At 34.2% G+C, this 17,190-nt stretch carries 15 protein-coding genes; all 15 read left to right on the top strand.

Annotated features, from left to right (window positions below; translation table 11 throughout):
* Nucleotides 1-273 precede the first annotated feature (273 nt).
* Nucleotides 274-1,263 carry a Gfo/Idh/MocA family protein gene (locus SPD89_RS11385; protein WP_336262074.1) on the top strand — a complete coding sequence of 330 codons (990 nt, stop codon included), beginning with the start codon at nucleotides 274-276 and terminating at the stop codon, nucleotides 1,261-1,263.
* A 46-nt stretch (nucleotides 1,264-1,309) separates the two neighbouring features.
* Nucleotides 1,310-2,326, top strand: a complete 1,017-nt coding sequence (locus tag SPD89_RS11380; RefSeq protein ID WP_336262073.1) for a LacI family DNA-binding transcriptional regulator — start codon at nucleotides 1,310-1,312, stop codon at nucleotides 2,324-2,326.
* Nucleotides 2,327-2,416: 90 nt separating this feature from the next.
* Complete coding sequence (locus tag SPD89_RS11375; RefSeq protein ID WP_336262072.1) at nucleotides 2,417-3,634, top strand: diphosphate--fructose-6-phosphate 1-phosphotransferase; 1,218 nt, start codon at nucleotides 2,417-2,419, stop codon at nucleotides 3,632-3,634.
* Between the two features lie 55 nt (nucleotides 3,635-3,689).
* Nucleotides 3,690-4,691: a Gfo/Idh/MocA family oxidoreductase gene (locus SPD89_RS11370; RefSeq protein WP_336262071.1), complete on the top strand. Its 1,002-nt coding sequence runs from the start codon at nucleotides 3,690-3,692 to the stop codon at nucleotides 4,689-4,691.
* Between the two features lie 18 nt (nucleotides 4,692-4,709).
* Complete coding sequence (gene iolD / locus SPD89_RS11365; RefSeq protein WP_336262070.1) at nucleotides 4,710-6,578, top strand: 3D-(3,5/4)-trihydroxycyclohexane-1,2-dione acylhydrolase (decyclizing); 1,869 nt, start codon at nucleotides 4,710-4,712, stop codon at nucleotides 6,576-6,578.
* A 23-nt stretch (nucleotides 6,579-6,601) separates the two neighbouring features.
* On the top strand, nucleotides 6,602-7,408 hold the full coding sequence (gene iolB, locus SPD89_RS11360; RefSeq protein ID WP_336262069.1) for a 5-deoxy-glucuronate isomerase: 807 nt from the start codon (nucleotides 6,602-6,604) through the stop codon (nucleotides 7,406-7,408).
* Between the two features lie 104 nt (nucleotides 7,409-7,512).
* On the top strand, nucleotides 7,513-8,424 hold the full coding sequence (gene iolE / locus SPD89_RS11355) for a myo-inosose-2 dehydratase (protein ID WP_336262090.1): 912 nt from the start codon (nucleotides 7,513-7,515) through the stop codon (nucleotides 8,422-8,424).
* A 97-nt stretch (nucleotides 8,425-8,521) separates the two neighbouring features.
* Nucleotides 8,522-9,535, top strand: a complete 1,014-nt coding sequence (locus SPD89_RS11350; protein ID WP_336262068.1) for a Gfo/Idh/MocA family oxidoreductase — start codon at nucleotides 8,522-8,524, stop codon at nucleotides 9,533-9,535.
* Nucleotides 9,536-9,573: 38 nt separating this feature from the next.
* The gene (locus SPD89_RS11345; RefSeq protein WP_336262067.1) at nucleotides 9,574-10,572 is read left to right on the top strand and encodes a Gfo/Idh/MocA family protein; all 999 of its coding nucleotides are present in this window, start codon (nucleotides 9,574-9,576) and stop codon (nucleotides 10,570-10,572) included.
* Between the two features lie 37 nt (nucleotides 10,573-10,609).
* Complete coding sequence (locus SPD89_RS11340) at nucleotides 10,610-12,094, top strand: sugar ABC transporter ATP-binding protein (RefSeq protein WP_336262066.1); 1,485 nt, start codon at nucleotides 10,610-10,612, stop codon at nucleotides 12,092-12,094.
* A gap of 6 nt (nucleotides 12,095-12,100) precedes the next feature.
* Entirely contained in the window at nucleotides 12,101-13,102 is a 1,002-nt protein-coding gene (locus SPD89_RS11335; RefSeq protein ID WP_336262065.1) for an ABC transporter permease, read from the top strand.
* A gap of 125 nt (nucleotides 13,103-13,227) precedes the next feature.
* Nucleotides 13,228-14,235, top strand: coding sequence for a sugar ABC transporter substrate-binding protein (locus SPD89_RS11330; protein WP_336262064.1), 1,008 nt, complete (start codon nucleotides 13,228-13,230; stop codon nucleotides 14,233-14,235).
* A 22-nt stretch (nucleotides 14,236-14,257) separates the two neighbouring features.
* Nucleotides 14,258-15,085, top strand: coding sequence for a sugar phosphate isomerase/epimerase family protein (locus SPD89_RS11325; protein ID WP_336262063.1), 828 nt, complete (start codon nucleotides 14,258-14,260; stop codon nucleotides 15,083-15,085).
* Nucleotides 15,086-15,108: 23 nt separating this feature from the next.
* The gene (locus SPD89_RS11320) at nucleotides 15,109-16,125 is read left to right on the top strand and encodes a zinc-dependent alcohol dehydrogenase (RefSeq protein ID WP_336262062.1); all 1,017 of its coding nucleotides are present in this window, start codon (nucleotides 15,109-15,111) and stop codon (nucleotides 16,123-16,125) included.
* Between the two features lie 17 nt (nucleotides 16,126-16,142).
* Nucleotides 16,143-17,138 (top strand): sugar ABC transporter substrate-binding protein, encoded by a 996-nt coding sequence (locus SPD89_RS11315; protein WP_336262061.1) that lies wholly within the window; start codon nucleotides 16,143-16,145, stop codon nucleotides 17,136-17,138.
* Nucleotides 17,139-17,190 lie beyond the last annotated feature (52 nt).

Raw genomic sequence — 17,190 nt, 5'->3', positions numbered from 1 at the left:
TGACCGATTTTTAGTAGACATAAGTCGGTGGAAACCTAAAATTTGAAAACTAAAGTCGGTCTTTTTAAGGTGGATTTATAACCTAATTAATAAGGTTATAATTTAAGTAAAGATAATGATAATGATTAATAGGTTTAGGCAAAATAGTAAACTTTTGTAATAATCTTTTATAAGAAAATTTAAAAAAGGGTTGCGGATTAAATTATATTCAATTATAATACGTTTAAGGAAAGCGCTTTACTTTACTTAACTTAAGAAAGAATGAGGGATAATATGAATAGGTTAAATTGGGGGGTATTGGGTGCAGCTAATATTGCTTATGATGAAGTTGTACCTGCAATACGTAGATCGAGTGTTGGGAACGTAATTGCTGTTGCTTCTCGTAACAAGGAAAAAGCTAAGCGCTTTAATGTTTCTAAAATATATGATACATATGAAGAGCTGCTTTTAGACGATCAAATAGATGCAGTATATATTCCATTGCCAAATGCACTTCATAAAAAATGGGCGATTAAAGCGATTGACGCAAATAAGCATGTATTAGTGGAAAAGCCCGCAACGATTTCCAAAAAAGACATGGAGGAAATCTATGAAGCCACTAAGCGAAATAATGTAGTTTTTATGGAAGCTTTTATGTATCAGTTTCACTCACAGCATGAATATGTAAAAGAATTAATGGCATTGGGAGTAATTGGCGATTATCAATATGTTAAAACTCATTTTTCTTTCCATCTTGATAACGAAAATGACATCAGGTTAAATCGTGAACTAGGTGGTGGGGCTTTATGGGATGTTGGTTGTTATGGAGTTCACGCTCTGACTCAAATTATTGGTATGAAGCCAACACAGGTATCAATGGTTGGTAAAGTAGATAACAAACATAATGTGGATACAACCTCAGTTTGTTTTTTTACGGATGAGAATAATCGATCTGCAGAGGTTAGCTCTTCATTTGAAGGTTCTTTTTTAGATCGTTACGAAATTTTTGGTGAAAAAGGGGCTATATTAGTTGAATCTGCGTTTAGACCTGATGTTTCGAAAGATGGTGCTGGAAAGGTGAAAGTTACTAATCTTGAAGGTCATGTAATCGAGAATAAATCATTTACGGATGACCAATATTTAAAGCAAATCGAACATTTCCAGAAATGTATTCTAAATAATCAGAATCCAGCGTATAAAGCTAAAGATTCTCTTGAAATAATTAATTATATTGAAAAATCTTACCAATCATTACATAATAGTTCTAAATCAGTAAATTTATAGTTATCATTAAACAAAATTTGAACTGTAACATGATGGGGAGATTAAAATGAAAGTAACAATATATGATGTAGCAAAGGAAGCTAATGTGTCTATTGCAACTGTCTCAAAAGTAATTAATAATAAAGGGCGGATCAGTGATAAAACGAGAAAAAAAGTTAAAACAGTGATGAAACAATTAAACTATCATCCTAATATTTTTGCTTCAGCATTAATGGGTAAACAAACAAAAACTGTCGGGTTATTAATTCCAGATATAGCCAACCCTTTTTTCTCAGAATTAGCAAGAAGTATAGAAAATCGAGGTCATGAAAAAGGTTATAATTTAGTTATTAGTAATACGAATTATGATAGTGTTAAAGAAGATCAATATTTATCTTTACTTAAACAAAAAAGTGTAGATGGATTTATTTTGGCATCCGGTTTTGAGAACCTTGATAAAGTTCAAGGATTAATGAAAGAAGATATTCCAGTGGTGATAGTAGCCCGAGATTTCCCAATGTTTTCCGTAAACGCCGTTGCACTTGATGATTTTATGGGTGGATATTTAGCAGCTGACCATTTAATAAAACTAGGTCATCAAAATATAGGAGTTATTGCCCGTGATTTATGGAGTAATCGTGAAAGATTAAGAGGTTTTAAACATGCATTAAAGGAGAAGGGGTTAGAGATAAATTCTAATTTTGAATATATAAAAGGATTAGATCACGTCCAGGCTGGAAAAAAATTAACACAGAAATATCTAACTAGTGAAGAATGCCCTTCTGCCATATTCGCCTGTAACGATTTACTAGCAGCTGGAGTTATTCAAATGGCGAAAGAACTAGGATTCAAAGTTCCTGAAGATTTATCCATTATTGGATTTGATAACACTGCTATTGCAACTATTATTGAACCACCTTTAACTACAATAGCTCAACCAATTGAAAGTATGGGAAAAGAAGTGATGGATCTGATGATATCAGTTATAAAAGGAGAAAAAACGGATAAGAGTCGAATAACACTTCTTCCTTCTTTAGTCAAAAGAAAGTCTACTGAAGCAATAAAAATAAAAGGTAAAAAATGAAAATTAAAAAAAATTCTTGATTCTTCTGAAAACTTATAATATAATACGTTTTAAGACTGAAAAAGATAAAGCGCTTAACTATAAAAGGAGGTGTTTTACCTGGTAAAAAGTAACTGTATAGTTGTTCAATCAGGAGGACCAACAGCTGTTATTAATAACTCGTTAGCAGGACTTATAGACAGTATTGAATATTCAAGATTCAAAGGAGAAGTTTATGGCGCTATTGGTGGGATTCAAGGTTTACTTGAAGAAAGATACATTAATTTAACTTCCTTAAAAGATGATGACAAGTTTCGATTAAGATGGACGCCAGGTGCAGCCCTTGGCACTTGTCGTCATAAAATAACATTTGATGAAGTTGAAAATATAATAAACAGTTTTAAAAAGCATTCCATCCACTATTTTTTCTATATTGGCGGAAACGGTTCCATGTATGTAGCGAATATTATTAATAATATTGCAATAAAAATGGGGTATTCTTTAATTGTAATTGGTATTCCAAAATCTATCGATAATGATTTATTGGGGACAGATCATTCACCTGGTTACGGAAGTGCAGCAAAATTTCTAGCAACATCTTTGTTAGATGTGAAAATGGATGTTGCCAGTTATAAGGGAGGCAGAAGAGTAACCATAATAGAAGCGATGGGTAGGCACACTGGATGGTTAGCCGCTGCTTGTTCGTTAGCTACCTTTCAACATGATGAAAGCCAAACATTTATTTATATTCCGGAATCATCGTTTTATCTAGAGAAATGTATTAATCAAATTAATGAATCATACAGAAATAAAATGGATACTTTTTTAATCATTTCTGAAGGGATTAAAAACGAGAATGGTCAAATAATCAATGAAAATGAAATAGAATATGATTCTTTAAATCGTCCCAAACTTGGTGGTGTATCAAATTATTTAAATCAAGTTATTGAAGCCGAAACAGGCATCCAAACACGATCGATAACTCCTAGCATATGGCAACGAAGTAGCATTTTATTATCATCAAAAACAGACGTGGAAGAAGCGTATGAGATAGGGAAAGCTGCGTGGGATTATGCAATGAAAGAATATTCAGGTGTAATGATTGGAATGGAGCGAGAAAAGGATTCAGATAATAACTATATAGTTGTTTATAAGGAGAAACAGTTAGAAGAGGTTGCAAGTAAGGAAAAGTTTGTTCCTTTAAAATGGTATGATGAAGTTAAGAATAGGATGACAGATGATTTTATAAGTTATGTTAAACCGTTAATTCAAGGAGAAATGATTGTTCCGATGACAAACGGTTTACCAAAATATAAATATGTCATTTAATTTTTAATCAAATAGTTAAGCGCTATACCTAATTATTTAACTGAGGATGAGAAAATTGTCTAATACTATAAATTGTGCAGTCCTAGGAACTGGAAGATTAGGTTATGTTCATGCTAAAAATCTAGTTGAACATATCCCTGGAGCTAATTTAAAAACAATAGTTACTTCTAGAATGGAAAGTGCTGAGAAGGCTGCAAAGGAGTTAGGGGTTGAAAACTGGACAAATGATGTACTAGATGTTTTGGAAGACGATGGGGTTGATGCTGTAGTTATTGTGACACCGACAAAAACACACGTAGATCTAATTAAACAAGCTGCAAAACACAAAAAACATATTTTTGTTGATAAACCAATAACTGAGACAGTAAAAGAAGCGGATGAAGTTATCCAGGAGGTTCAGCAAAATAAGGTTATTTGTCAAGTTGGTTTTATGAGAAGATTCGATCCTTCTTATCAAGAGGCAAAGAGAAGAATAGAAAATGGAGATATTGGTAGACCTGTTTATTTCAAAGGGCTAAGTAGAGATCCAGGGTCTCCCCCAGAATCATATATAAAAACTAGTGGAGGAATATTTATAGATTTATGTATACATGAATATGATATTGCTAGATTTTTACTAGATAGTGAAGTGAAATCCATTCAAACTTTCGGTGAAATTCATAAACATCCGTTCATGCTTAAATATGGAGACGTTGATCAATCACTGTCATATCTTCAATTTGAAAATGGAGCTTCTGCGGACATAGAAGGAAGTAGAAATTCATCTTTTGGATATGATATTCGTGGAGAAGTTGTTGGAACAGAAGGAATGATTCAAATTAGTTCTATTCAGTACCATAATAATATAATACTAACTAAAAATAAAACCTATTATGATAATATTCCTGATTTTCGGACAAAATTTGAAACTGCTTTCATAAAAGAGTTAGAGCATTTTGTAGAATGTGTTCAACATAACAGAAAACCAATTGTAAATGAAACAGATGGGAAGATAGCTTTACAAATTTCGGAAGCAGCAAAAAAGTCATTTCAATTAAAAGAAAGAATTTATATATAACATTAGGAGTTGAAATTAATGAAAACAGTTCGATTAACAATGTCTCAAGCGTTATTACAATTTCTAGATAATCAATACATTCATTTTGATGGAGATGAAAGAAAGTTTATAAAAGGTGTTTTCGGAATTTTTGGTCACGGCAATGTGACAGGTATGGGGGAGGCTTTAGAAAATCATACAGGTGATCTAACTTATTTACAAGGGAAAAATGAACAAGGAATGGTTCATAGTGCGACAGCTTATTCCAAACAAAAAAACCGACTAGAAATTTTTGCATGTACAACATCTATTGGTCCGGGTGCGTTAAACATGGTTACAGCGGCAGCAACTGCAACAGTTAATAGAATTCCAGTGCTTCTATTACCAGGAGATATTTTTGCAACACGTCAACCTGACCCAGTGTTACAACAAGTAGAAGATCCGAGAGACTATACAATTTCAGCAAATGATGCATTTAAACCTGTAAGTAAATATTGGGACAGAATTACACGTCCTGAGCAACTAATGACAGCAGCATTAAATGCAATGCGCGTATTAACTGATCCGGTTGATACTGGCGCTGTAACACTCGCATTACCGCAAGATGTTCAAGCGGAGGCATATGATTATCCAGTAGATTTTTTCAAAAAACGTATTCATTATATTGAAAGAAAAATTGCATCTGAAGATTCATTTGACCGTGCAGTTGAACTTATTTCGAAAAAGAAAAATCCAGTAATAATCGCTGGTGGTGGGGTTCATTATTCTATGGCAACAACAGAGCTTGCAAATTTTGCAGCAGATTTCAATATCCCAGTTGGAGAAACCCAAGCAGGAAAAAGTGCCTTATCTTGGAAGCATGAATTTAATATGGGAAGTATTGGAGCGACTGGTTCTTTAGCTTCAAACACTTTAGCAAAAGAAGCTGATCTTATTATCGCAGTTGGTTCAAGACTAACAGATTTTTCAACTTCTTCAAAAGTAGCTTTTGCCAACCCGGAAGTAGAATTTTTAAGTATTAATGTAAGCGGATTTGATGCAATGAAAATGGAGTCTCACATGCTTGTAGCTGATGCAAAAACAGCAATCCAAAAGTTATCGGAAAAATTAAAAGAAAGACATTATCAAAGTGCTCATAATCTTGATAGATTAAAAACATTAAAAGATGAGTGGACAGGAATAGTAGATCAATATTATTCACAAACAGTTGAAGGCGGATTATCTCAAACTCGAGTTCTCGGTGAAATTAATAATTTCATTGATGAAAGAGATATCATTACTTGTGCGGCAGGTAGTATGCCTGGTGATTTACACCGTTTATGGAGAAATACTGAACCAAAAACATACCATATGGAATATGGCTTTTCATGTATGGGTTATGAATTAGCAGGTGCACTTGGAATAAAAATGGCTGCTGATGAAGATCAAGAAGTTTATGCACTCGTTGGGGATGGAAGTTATTTAATGCTCCATACAGAACTTGTTACTAGTATTCAAGAAAACAAAAAAATAACAGTATTACTTCTTGATAACAACGGGTTCCAATGTATCCATAATCTTCAAGTTGGTCAAGGTAGTGATGGGTTTGGTAATGAATTCCGTTATCGTTCAACCGAAGATAATCGATTATCAGGAGAGTATTTAAATATTGACTTTGCCGCAAATGCTAGAAGTTTAGGAGCTAAAGGATATACTGCCCGAACTTTAGATGAATTACAAGAAGCATTAGAAAAGGCAAAAAACGAAACCGTATCTACTTTAATTGATATTAAAGTATTGCCAGGTACATGTACTGATGGATATGAATCATGGTGGCATTTAGGAGTAGCGGAAGTATCAACAAGTGAAAAAGTAGAAAAAGCACATAAAGAAATGGAGACTAAGAAAGCAGAAGCAAGAAAATATTAATAATATAATTGGAGGAATACGTTTTGTCTAAACTTTTAGTAAAACCAAAACAAACTAGAGATCAAGATGGTAATGTAATACGGATTACGCCTGAGTCAGCCGGTTGGGATTATGTAGGTTTTGAAGTGTACAAATTAAAAACAGGCGAAACCTTTGAAAAAAGTACAGGTGATCGTGAAATGGCTGTCGTTCTTTTATCAGGACGGGCGAATGCTCAAACTTCAGAAAAATCTTGGGATAATATTGGAGAGCGAATGAGCGTATTTGATGAAACACCTGCATATACCGTTTATATTCCGAATGATGATGAAGTAAAACTTAAAGCTTTAACAGATTTAGAGATTGCCGTTTGTACAGCTCCAGGAAAAGGAACGTATGAAGCAAGACTCGTTCGTCCAGAGGATGTCCATGTGGCTAAACGTGGTTCAGGTAGTATGGAAAGAGAAATCCATGGTGTTATTCCTGAAGAGGAGCCGGCTGATAGTTTATTCGTAATCGAAGTATTTACGCCAGCTGGAAACTGGTCAAGTTACCCACCACATAAACATGATCAAGATAACTATCCTGATGAAACGTATTTAGAAGAAACATATTATCATAAAATTAACCCGGCAGAAGGTGGATTTGCAGTTCAACGAGTTTATACAGATGATCGTGAACTCGGTGAAACTATTATCGTTAATGATGGCTGTTCTGTATTAGTCCCTAAAGGACATCACCCATGTTCAGCTCCTCCAGGTTATGAACTATATTATTTAAATGTAATGGCTGGACCAATTCGTAAATGGAGATTTACAAATGATAAAGACCATGAATGGTTGACGAAATAAAATCTCAAATAGAGGTTTTAGGTCAAGAGTTATTAAAAATAGTTTAGATATAGGACATCTATAGCTAAACCCCTTATTTCAAGTCAGGAGGGAACGGTATGGCAATAGCAAATCTTCCGTTTAAATTGGGGATTCACCCAATCAATTGGGTTGGAGAAGATGTTTTAGAACATGGTGATTTTTATACGTATGAACAAGTAATGAGTGAAATTTCGTCATTAGGTTTTACAGGAACAGAGGTTAGTAGAAAATTTCCGAAAGATCCAGTCGATTTGGAAAATGCGTTAAAAAAATACAATTTACAACTGACTACACAATGGAAATCTGTTTTCTTTTCAGATCCAACAAGGCATGAAGCGGAACTAGAATCATACCGAAAACATGTTGAATTTTTAAAATATTTTGATTGTAAAGTTGTAAGTACAGCAGAAATTGGTGGATCTATGCTAAATCAGGATCCGCGTAGAAAACAAGATGAAACATATGTTGAAAGATTAGATGACGATGGTTGGAAATACTTAGTCGAAGGTTTAAATAAAGCTGGTGAAATTTGTAAAGAAAACGGGATGGACCTAGTATACCATCACCATGCAGGCACAGTTGTTGAGCAACCAGAAGAAATTGATAGATTAATGGAAATGAGTGATCCAAACTTAGTTTCATTACTGTATGATACAGGCCATGGATATTACGGAGCTAACGATCCAGTTGAGCTACTTAGTAAATATTACGATCGAATAAAATATATACATTTAAAAGATATAAGAGAAAATGTCTTGAAGCAAGCCCGGGAAGAGATGTTTAGTATTCGACAATGTATACGGAGTGGGGTATTTACGGTTCCAGGCGCAGGATGTTTAGACTTTGAACCAGTGTTTAAAATCCTAATCGAAAAAGGTTATGACCGTTGGGCGTTAATTGAGGGGGAGCAAAACCCTCTTAAATATAACCCACATGAATATGCGAAGCAATCATTAGAGTACTTAGAAAATATCTTGAAGCAAATTGTTGATTAAAAGATAAACAAATTAAAACATAACAAGTAAGCGTTTTATTAAGAAAACTTTTGAACTTAAAGTTTAAGTTAAGCGCTTAAGTAATGGAGGGCAAAAAATGAAGGAAGAAATACGTTGTGCAGTCTTAGGTCTTGGTCGGCTTGGATATTGGCATGCTGAAAATATCGCATCAAAAGTCCAAGGTGCAAAACTTGATAAAGTAATCGATCCATTAAAAGGAAAAGCGGAACAAGTTGCACGGGATTTAAAAGTAGCTAGCTGGTCCGAGAACCCGAATGATGCTTTTGAAGATGAGAACATCGATGCAGTTATCATCGTTACACCAACGAGTACACATGCAGATATGATAAAAAAAGCTGCACAACATGGGAAACATGTTTTTGTTGAAAAACCTTTAACACAAAATATAGAAGAGGCGGACGAGGTAATTCAAGTTATTGAAGAAAATAATATTTGTTGCCAAGTTGGTTTCATGAGAAGATTTGATCCAGCATATGTGGAGGCGAAAAGAAGAATAGATGCTGGCGATATTGGAAAACCACTTTATTTTAAAGGGGTAAGTAGAGACGGTAATGTTCCACATGAAGAGTTTATTAAATATAGTGGCGGTATATTTTTAGACGTAGCAATTCACGATTATGACATTGCCCGATTCTTAATGAATGATGACGTTCATTCGATTCATTCAAGCGGAAATATTTTACTAGAGTCAAATCAGTTTATGGAAAATTATCATGATGTGGATCAAGGGATGTCCATAATTCGTTTTAAATCTGGTGCTGTAGGAGATATTGAAACGATGAGAGTAGCTCCTTATGGCTATGATATTCGGGGTGAAGTTGTTGGAACAGATGGTGCAATCCAAATCGGTTCCATGCGCCAAAATGATATTAAACTTTTTAAGACAAACGAAACTAGTCATGATCTAGTTCAAGATTTTCCGACGAGATTTAAGGATGCATATTTATTTGAAATGGTGCACTTTATTGAGGCAGTTCGTAACGATGAACAACCATTATGTACCGCAATAGATGGGAAAAAGGCACTTGATATTTCTATCGCGGCAACGAGATCGTTTAATAACGGGGAAACAGTGTTGTTGAAACATTAAACCGAATAAAATGATAAAAAAATCAGGAGGTTTATAGTATGACAACATCTAAAATAAATTGGGGGATTTTGAGTACTGCATCAATTGCACAAGAACAAATGATACCAGCAATCCTACAATCAAAAAATGCAAATGCACTTGCAATTGCAAGTCAAAATGGAAAAGAACGTATCGTAGCAGAAAAGTTTCAAATCCCTAGAGCTTATTGTACTTATGAATCATTATTAGAAGATTCTGATATCGACATAGTTTACGTCCCACTACCTAATAGCCTTCATTCAAAATGGGTAAAAGAAGTCGCAAAAGCTGGTAAACATGTATTGTGCGAAAAGCCAGCATCTTTAACAGAAAAAGAAACGATTGAAATGATAAAGGTATGTGAGGAACATAATGTAATATTTATGGAAGCGTTTATGTACCAATTTCACCCTCAACATAAAAGAGTACGCGATATTATTGCAACAGACGAAATAGGTGAAATAAAACTTATTCATTCAAGTTTTTCATTTTTATTAAATGAAATTGTAGGAAATTTCCGAATGAATCGAAACCTTGGTGGAGGTAGCATTTACGATGTTGGTTGTTACAGTATCCATGCGATTAGAACAATTACAAATAGTGAACCAAAATTTGTAAAAGCAATTTCTAAAAATTTAACAGGCTATGATGTAGATATCTCAGCAATAGTGGTGATGGAACTTGGTAACGGAGTACAAGCATATTTTGATTGTGCAATGGATATGCCAAGCCGCCATATGTATGAAGTTATAGGAACGGAAGGTACGATCACTGTCTCGAAAGCGTTTATAACTCAAACCGATGGCGAGGGAATTATAACTGTAACTAATAAAAATGGTTTAAAACGCGAAGAAATTATTTATGGTCACAGTTATACGCTTGGAGTTGAGCATTTTTCGGACTGTGTATTAACAAATAAGGAGCCAATTTATACAAAAGACAATACGATTAAAAATATGAGGGCAATAGAAGCTTGTATTAAATCATTAGATACAGGAAGTACAATTATTATTGATTAAAAAGGAATGTAAGATATGTAGTTAGGGGTGAGTTGGTATGATACTAGAATTAAAGGATATTAATAAGTCTTTCTCAGGGGTTCAAGTACTATATAACATTAATATTGATGTAAAGCCTGGTGAGGTTCATGTTCTTTTAGGTGAAAATGGTGCTGGAAAATCTACAATTATTAAAATTATCACTGGTGCCTATGAGAAAGATGTTGGAGAGTTGATATGGAAGGGGAAACCGCTCGCGGTAACTAAACCGAGTGACTCCATTGATGCAGGTATTGGAACAATCTATCAGGAGCTTAACTTAATACCTCAACTTTCAATTATGGAAAATATCTTTTTAGGACATGAAATGAAAAAAGGCAGTAAATTATCATTACTAGATCGTTCCGCAATGAGGAAAGAAGCTAAAGAGTTAATGGAACGGTTAGGACAAAATGTTAGCCCGGAAGAATTAGTACAAAATTTAGGGGTCGGACAACAACAATTAGTTGAAATTGCTAAAGCGCTATCGCTAAATTGTGAACTGATTATTATGGATGAACCGACATCAAGTTTAAGTGAACGTGAAGCTGAGCAATTATTAGCTACTATTGAAAGATTAAGAGAACAAGGAATGACGATTATATATATTTCACACCGTCTTGAAGAAATAAAACGGATTAGTGATCGAATTACAATCTTACGAGATGGACATAAAATCAAAACAGTTGAAACTAAAACTACTTCCATTGATGAAATGATTGCACTCATGGTAGGTCGTTCATTGGATAATAAATTCCCCAAAATTGATTTTAAAAAAGGGAAAGAAATATTAACTGTAAAAAATCTAAAATTAACGGAAGACTCACCGGAGATAAACTTCTCAGCTAATCAAGGTGAAATATTAGGAATATCGGGACTGGTTGGTGCAGGTCGGACGGAACTTGCTCGAGCAATATTTGGAGCAGACCCAATTGTATCGGGTGATGTATATATTGCAGGAGAAAAACAAAAGATTCGTCATCCAATCGATGCAATTAAGGCAGGCTTAGCATTTATTACAGAGGATAGAAAAGAAGAAGGCTTATTTCTTGATCAATCGTTAATTTTCAATAACACGATTGCCAAGATAAATAAAGTTAAGAAGAACGGTCTTATAAATATACAATCACAAAAAGACGTAACAGATAAATATGTTAAAGACTTAAGTATTAGACCTAATAACGTAAATCTTTTAGCAAGATATTTAAGCGGTGGAAATCAACAAAAAGTAGTAATAGCAAAATGGCTGTTTACAGATGCAAGAGTTTTTATTTTCGATGAACCAACTAGGGGAATTGATGTGGGCGCAAAAGTCGAAGTGTACAATTTAATGAACTATTTAGTTGAAAATGGCGCTGGTGTTATTGTTATTTCTTCGGAGTTACCCGAAATTCTCGGTATCTCAGATAGAATTCTCGTGATGAATGAAGGAAAAATTACAGCGGATATAAGCAGAGATGAAGCAGATCAAGAAGTAATTATGAAAGCTGCGACAGGAGGTTAAATAATAATGAAAGAACAAACTGAAGTCATTCAGCAAGGTGATGTGGAAGAAAAGAAAAAAAATAAATACGACTTTAAATATATTGTTAATAAATTTGGTGCTTTATTTGGTTTGATAATACTATCTATTACTCTTGCTATTTTATCACCAAGTTTCCTTAAATTAGACAACCTAATGAATATAGCTAGACAGTCATCCATTAACGCACTAATCTCAATGGGTATGTTATTACCAATTTTAACCGCTGGTATTGACTTATCTGTTGGATCAATACTAGCATTCTCTATCGTCGTAACAGGTGTTGTAACAGTGATGTGGGGCATGCCCCCAGTTTTAGGAATATTTGTTTGTTTATTAGTTGGTGCTCTAGCAGGTTTATTAAATGGATTGTTATTGACGAAATTAAGATTACCTCATCCGTTTATTTCAACATTGGGTACGATGAATGTTTTTCGAGGACTTGCATTAATCATTACTGGTGCTACACCAATCTTTGGATTTGCATATGTAATTAATTTTACAGGTCAAGCAAATGTAGGTTTTGTTCCTGTGAGTTTTATTTTAGTTATAGTTGTGAGTATTATTTTCCATATTTTCCTTACTAGAACAGCAACAGGAAGATATATTTATGCAATTGGTGGAAATAAAGAAGCTGCAAGACTTTCTGGAATCCCAGTAGACCGTGTACTAATTAAAGTCTATACAATAAGTGGATTAATGGCTGGTCTTGCTGGATTAGTTCTTATTGGAAGAACAAACGCAGCATCTCCAATAGCTGGATTAACATATGAATTGGATGCTATTGCCGCTGTAATCATTGGTGGTGCAAGCTTCTTCGGTGGGGTTGGAACAGTTTGGGGTACTTTAATTGGGGCGATGATTATTGCTGTATTACGTAATGGTCTTAACTTACTTGGTACATCTACTGATGTTCAAACAGTTGTCATTGGTATTGTAATTATTTTAGCTGTGTTCGTTGATGTTTTACGTAGACGCTCTAAAAAATAAAATTTAAAAATAAATATTTTCCATGTAATTAATTTTATACACTTGAAAGGGGAAGGAATTAATTTATGTAATTTACATGGATATTTTTATTTAATATTTTTGATAAATATACGAGGAGTGTTAAGATGAGGAAAAAAATGTTATTTGTTTTTATAACTGCACTGCTTATGTTGACTGCATGTTCATCAAATGATAGTTCTAGTTCAATTAATAATTCTAGTAATGAAGGAAATGAAAAAAAATCAACAGAAGAAACAAATGAAGAAGATTTGAAAATTGGTGTAGTTCTAATGACTTTAAGTTCTGAGTATTGGAAAATCCATATGGCTGGAGCTCAAGATGCAGCAAAGGAATTAGGTGTTGAAATTGAAATTCTTGGACCAGCGGAGGAAACCTTATATGAACAGCAAGTAAAAATGGTTGAAGACTTAATTTCCACTAAAGTAAATGGTCTCGTTGTTGCACCAAGTCTTCCCGAGGCGATGTTACCAGCGCTTCAAAAGGCACACAATGCCAATATTCCAGTAGTTTTGGCTGATGCAAATGTAAATGAATTTGAGGATAGGGTAAGTTTTATCGGAACAGAAAACTATGAAGCTGCATTTAAAGGTGGAGAGTATATTAGTGATCGATTAAATGATGGTGATAAAGTTCTGATCGTTCGCGGCCAAATGGGAGCAAAAGTTCATGATGAAAGAACTGAAGGTTTCCAAGCAGCTTTAGAAGGTAAGAACATTGAATTTATCGTTCAAGACGCTCAAAGTGATCGTGTAAAAGCGGTTAATATTGTCGAAAACGTTCTCACAGCAGATCCAGATATCAAAGCGGTATTCGCAACTTCTGACGAAATGGCTTTGGGTTCATTTAAAGGGTTAGAAAATAAAGATAGTACACATATTCCTTTAATTGGCTTTGATGGTACTCCAGATGGTCTGCAAGCAGTTGTAGATGGTCAAATGGTAGCTAATATAGCCCAAGATCCGTATAGAATGGGTTATTTAGGGGTGGAATCAGCTGTAAAAGCGATTAAAGGTGAGTCGGTAGAAAAACGTATTGATTCAGGTGCCGAGGTTTATACAAAAGACAATGTAGAGCAAAGAATTCATGAAGTAGAAGGTTATTTAAATAATTAATATTAACTATGGGGTGTGATTCATGCATTTATCGATATGTAGTTGGATTTTTGGGGATGAACCAATTGAAAGAGTTCTTAAATTCATCAAAAAAAGTGGTTATGATGCGATAGAACTTCAAGCAGCGATGGCACTTACTCATACAGAGAAAATTAAACAAATTGTAAACGATTTACAATTAAAAATTGATGGACTTACAGGTGATGCTGCTTGGCCGGATGAAACAAAAGACTTGGCTAATGGTAATCCGACCAATCGAAAAATTGCAGTTGAATATTTTAAAGAACAAATTAAAGTTTGTAACGAATTCGGTGGAAAATACATTGTAATTTGTCCATCCGCTGTTGGAAAGACGCACCTTATTGGCAAAGGAACGGAAGATTGGGATTGGGCAATTGATTCAGTGAAACAATTATGCGAAACAGCAAAATTGGAAAATGTTGAATTAATTATAGAACCAGTTAACCGTTATGAAAGTTCTATTTTAAATACAGCCGAAGATGCTTATCGTTTTGTAAATGAATTAAATCACCCGAGTGTGAAAATGCTTGTGGACACATATCATATGAATATTGAAGAAGTTGATATGCTTTACGCAATTGAAAATGTATCTGATAAATTAGGGGTCTTTCATCTTGCAGATAATAATCGGCAAGGTGTAGGATTTGGTCATATTGATTTTGAAGCAGTATTCTCAAAACTAAAGGAAATCAATTATGATGGGCCTCTTGTTCTTGAGTGTATGGCACCTGGAGCAAACCCGTTCGCAGCTAATAAGGAATCAATGGATGATTTATATCTTTACTGTGAACGTACAGTGCAAGTATTACAGGGAATGTTAAGTAATTAAATTATTTATAAGGAGAAAAAGTTATGTTATCAGCAATTTTTGAAGATGTAGGAAAGTTAACATTGAAAGAAGTAGATATACCAGAATTATCTAATGCTGATGAAGTGAAAATTAAGGTAGAGGTAGCAAGTATATGTGGATCTGATATTCATATTTTATCAGACCCTCCTACACACCCTGCAACTCCTGGTATTATTCAAGGACATGAATATATTGGTGAAGTTATTGAAATTGGTAATAATGTTCAAAATGTCGAAGTTGGCGATCGAGTAATTATTGACCCGACAACAGTTTGCGGACATTGTTATTACTGTCAAACAGGTATTCAAAATGTTTGTGAAAACTTTTCCACAATTGGAATTTTTAAAGATGGTGGCTGGGCTTCCTATAGTGTGGTTCCTTCTAAAAATGTCTATAAAATATCGAAGAAAGTACCAGTTGAAATAGCTGTTTTGGCTGAACCGCTTTCATGTGTAATTAATGGTAGTGAGAAGATCCAAACACAACCTGGTGACAATGTTGTAATTTTAGGAGCAGGTCCAATGGGACAACTGTTTACTCAAGTTCAAAAGGTGGCAGGTGCTGGTCAAATAATAACAGTTGATTTATCTGATTATCGTCTAGAACATGCGAAAAAGTCGGGATCAACACATATCATTAATCCGACTAAAGAGAATGTTGAACAATTAGTTCAAGATATAACCAAAGTTGGGGCAGATATTGTTATCGACTGTGTTGGTGTACTATTTGATCAAACAATAGAACTTGTTCGGAAAGGTGGTAAAGTTTTATTGGTTGGTATGAATGAAAATGCCAATCGTCCGATTAAACAGTGTGAAATAACTAAAAAAGAAATTACTGTTATGGGTACAATTATTCAAAAAAATCATTTTCCTAAAGTAATTAAAATTTTAGAAGCTAATATTTTAAACCTTGAAAGTCTTATTACTCATAGAACATCATTAAGAGATATTCATGAAGCAATTAAAACTATGAGAAAAGGTGAAGCAATTAAAATTATGGTTTATCCAGAAAAATAATACGAGGAGTGAAACAAATGAAAAAAAAATATTTTTTAACATTGTCTCTAGTAATTATTGCAGCTCTAATATTACTAGCTGGGTGTAGTAGTGGTTCAAGTAGTAACGAAAATGATGAATCAGCAGACGAGAGCACTGATAACGATAGTGACAAACCAACAATTGCGGTTGTTTTAAAAGGATCTGACGCTGAATATTTTAAATTGGCAGAAGCTGGAGCAAAACAAGCGTTTGAAGATTTTGATGTTAATGGAAAATTCCTTGCTGCATCTACGCAAACACAAGAGCAAGAATTAATCAATATTTTAGAAGATTTATTAACTGAAAACCCGGAAGCTTTAGTGTTAATGCCAAGTACTGGATCAGTTATACCAACGCTATCTAAATATAGTGATGCAGATATCCCAGTACTTCTCATTGATACAGATTTAGATTGGGAAAATAAAGTAACGTATATTGGAACAGATAATTATACTGCAGGTCAAAAAGCAGGTGAGTACTTAACTTCATTATTGTCTGAAGGTGAAGAAGTTGCAATTATTGAAGGGGTGTCAGGAGCTGCACAAAATGAAGCAAGAGTTTCTGGTGCTAAAGACCAACTTGAGGAACATGGTCTTAAAGTTGTTACAGTTCAAGCAGCTGATTTTGATAGAACAAAAGCTGTTAACGTTATGGAAAACATAATCACTGCACACCCAAATGTTAAAGGGGTCTTTACAGCGAATGACGAAATGGCTTTGGGAGCACTTCAGGCAATTAACACAAGCAACTTAGAAATTCCGGTAATTGGCATTGACGGTACGAGTGATGCGTTAAAATCGATTTCTCAAGGTGAATTAGATGCAGTAATTCAGCAATTACCGTATCAAATGGCATATATTGGAGTTGAAAATGCGATAAGAGCGATTAATGGTGAAACAGTTGATGAGAAGATTGACAGTGGGATTGATTTAATTACAAGTGAAAATGCACAAGAAAAATTAGATGAAGTAAATGATCAATTAAGTAAATAATTACTGAAGGGGATATTTGAACACATCTTGTAGTGTGTCAGATGTGTTCAAA

This window comes from Pseudogracilibacillus sp. SO30301A (assembly GCF_037072025.1).
Classification (GTDB): domain Bacteria; phylum Bacillota; class Bacilli; order Bacillales; family Amphibacillaceae; genus Pseudogracilibacillus.
This window is presented reverse-complemented; position numbering and strand designations above follow the sequence as displayed.

Bases quoted from the DNA above. Each gene is read 5' to 3' on its own strand.
- SPD89_RS11385 (WP_336262074.1), top strand. From the start codon at position 274: ATGAATAGGTTAAATTGGGGGGTATTGGGTGCAGCTAATATTGCTTAT.
- SPD89_RS11380 (WP_336262073.1), top strand. From the start codon at position 1,310: ATGAAAGTAACAATATATGATGTAGCAAAGGAAGCTAATGTGTCTATT.
- iolD (WP_336262070.1), top strand. From the start codon at position 4,710: ATGAAAACAGTTCGATTAACAATGTCTCAAGCGTTATTACAATTTCTA.
- SPD89_RS11350 (WP_336262068.1), top strand. From the start codon at position 8,522: ATGAAGGAAGAAATACGTTGTGCAGTCTTAGGTCTTGGTCGGCTTGGA.
- SPD89_RS11345 (WP_336262067.1), top strand. From the start codon at position 9,574: ATGACAACATCTAAAATAAATTGGGGGATTTTGAGTACTGCATCAATT.
- SPD89_RS11340 (WP_336262066.1), top strand. From the start codon at position 10,610: ATGATACTAGAATTAAAGGATATTAATAAGTCTTTCTCAGGGGTTCAA.
- SPD89_RS11335 (WP_336262065.1), top strand. From the start codon at position 12,101: ATGAAAGAACAAACTGAAGTCATTCAGCAAGGTGATGTGGAAGAAAAG.
- SPD89_RS11330 (WP_336262064.1), top strand. From the start codon at position 13,228: ATGAGGAAAAAAATGTTATTTGTTTTTATAACTGCACTGCTTATGTTG.
- SPD89_RS11325 (WP_336262063.1), top strand. From the start codon at position 14,258: ATGCATTTATCGATATGTAGTTGGATTTTTGGGGATGAACCAATTGAA.
- SPD89_RS11320 (WP_336262062.1), top strand. From the start codon at position 15,109: ATGTTATCAGCAATTTTTGAAGATGTAGGAAAGTTAACATTGAAAGAA.
- SPD89_RS11315 (WP_336262061.1), top strand. From the start codon at position 16,143: ATGAAAAAAAAATATTTTTTAACATTGTCTCTAGTAATTATTGCAGCT.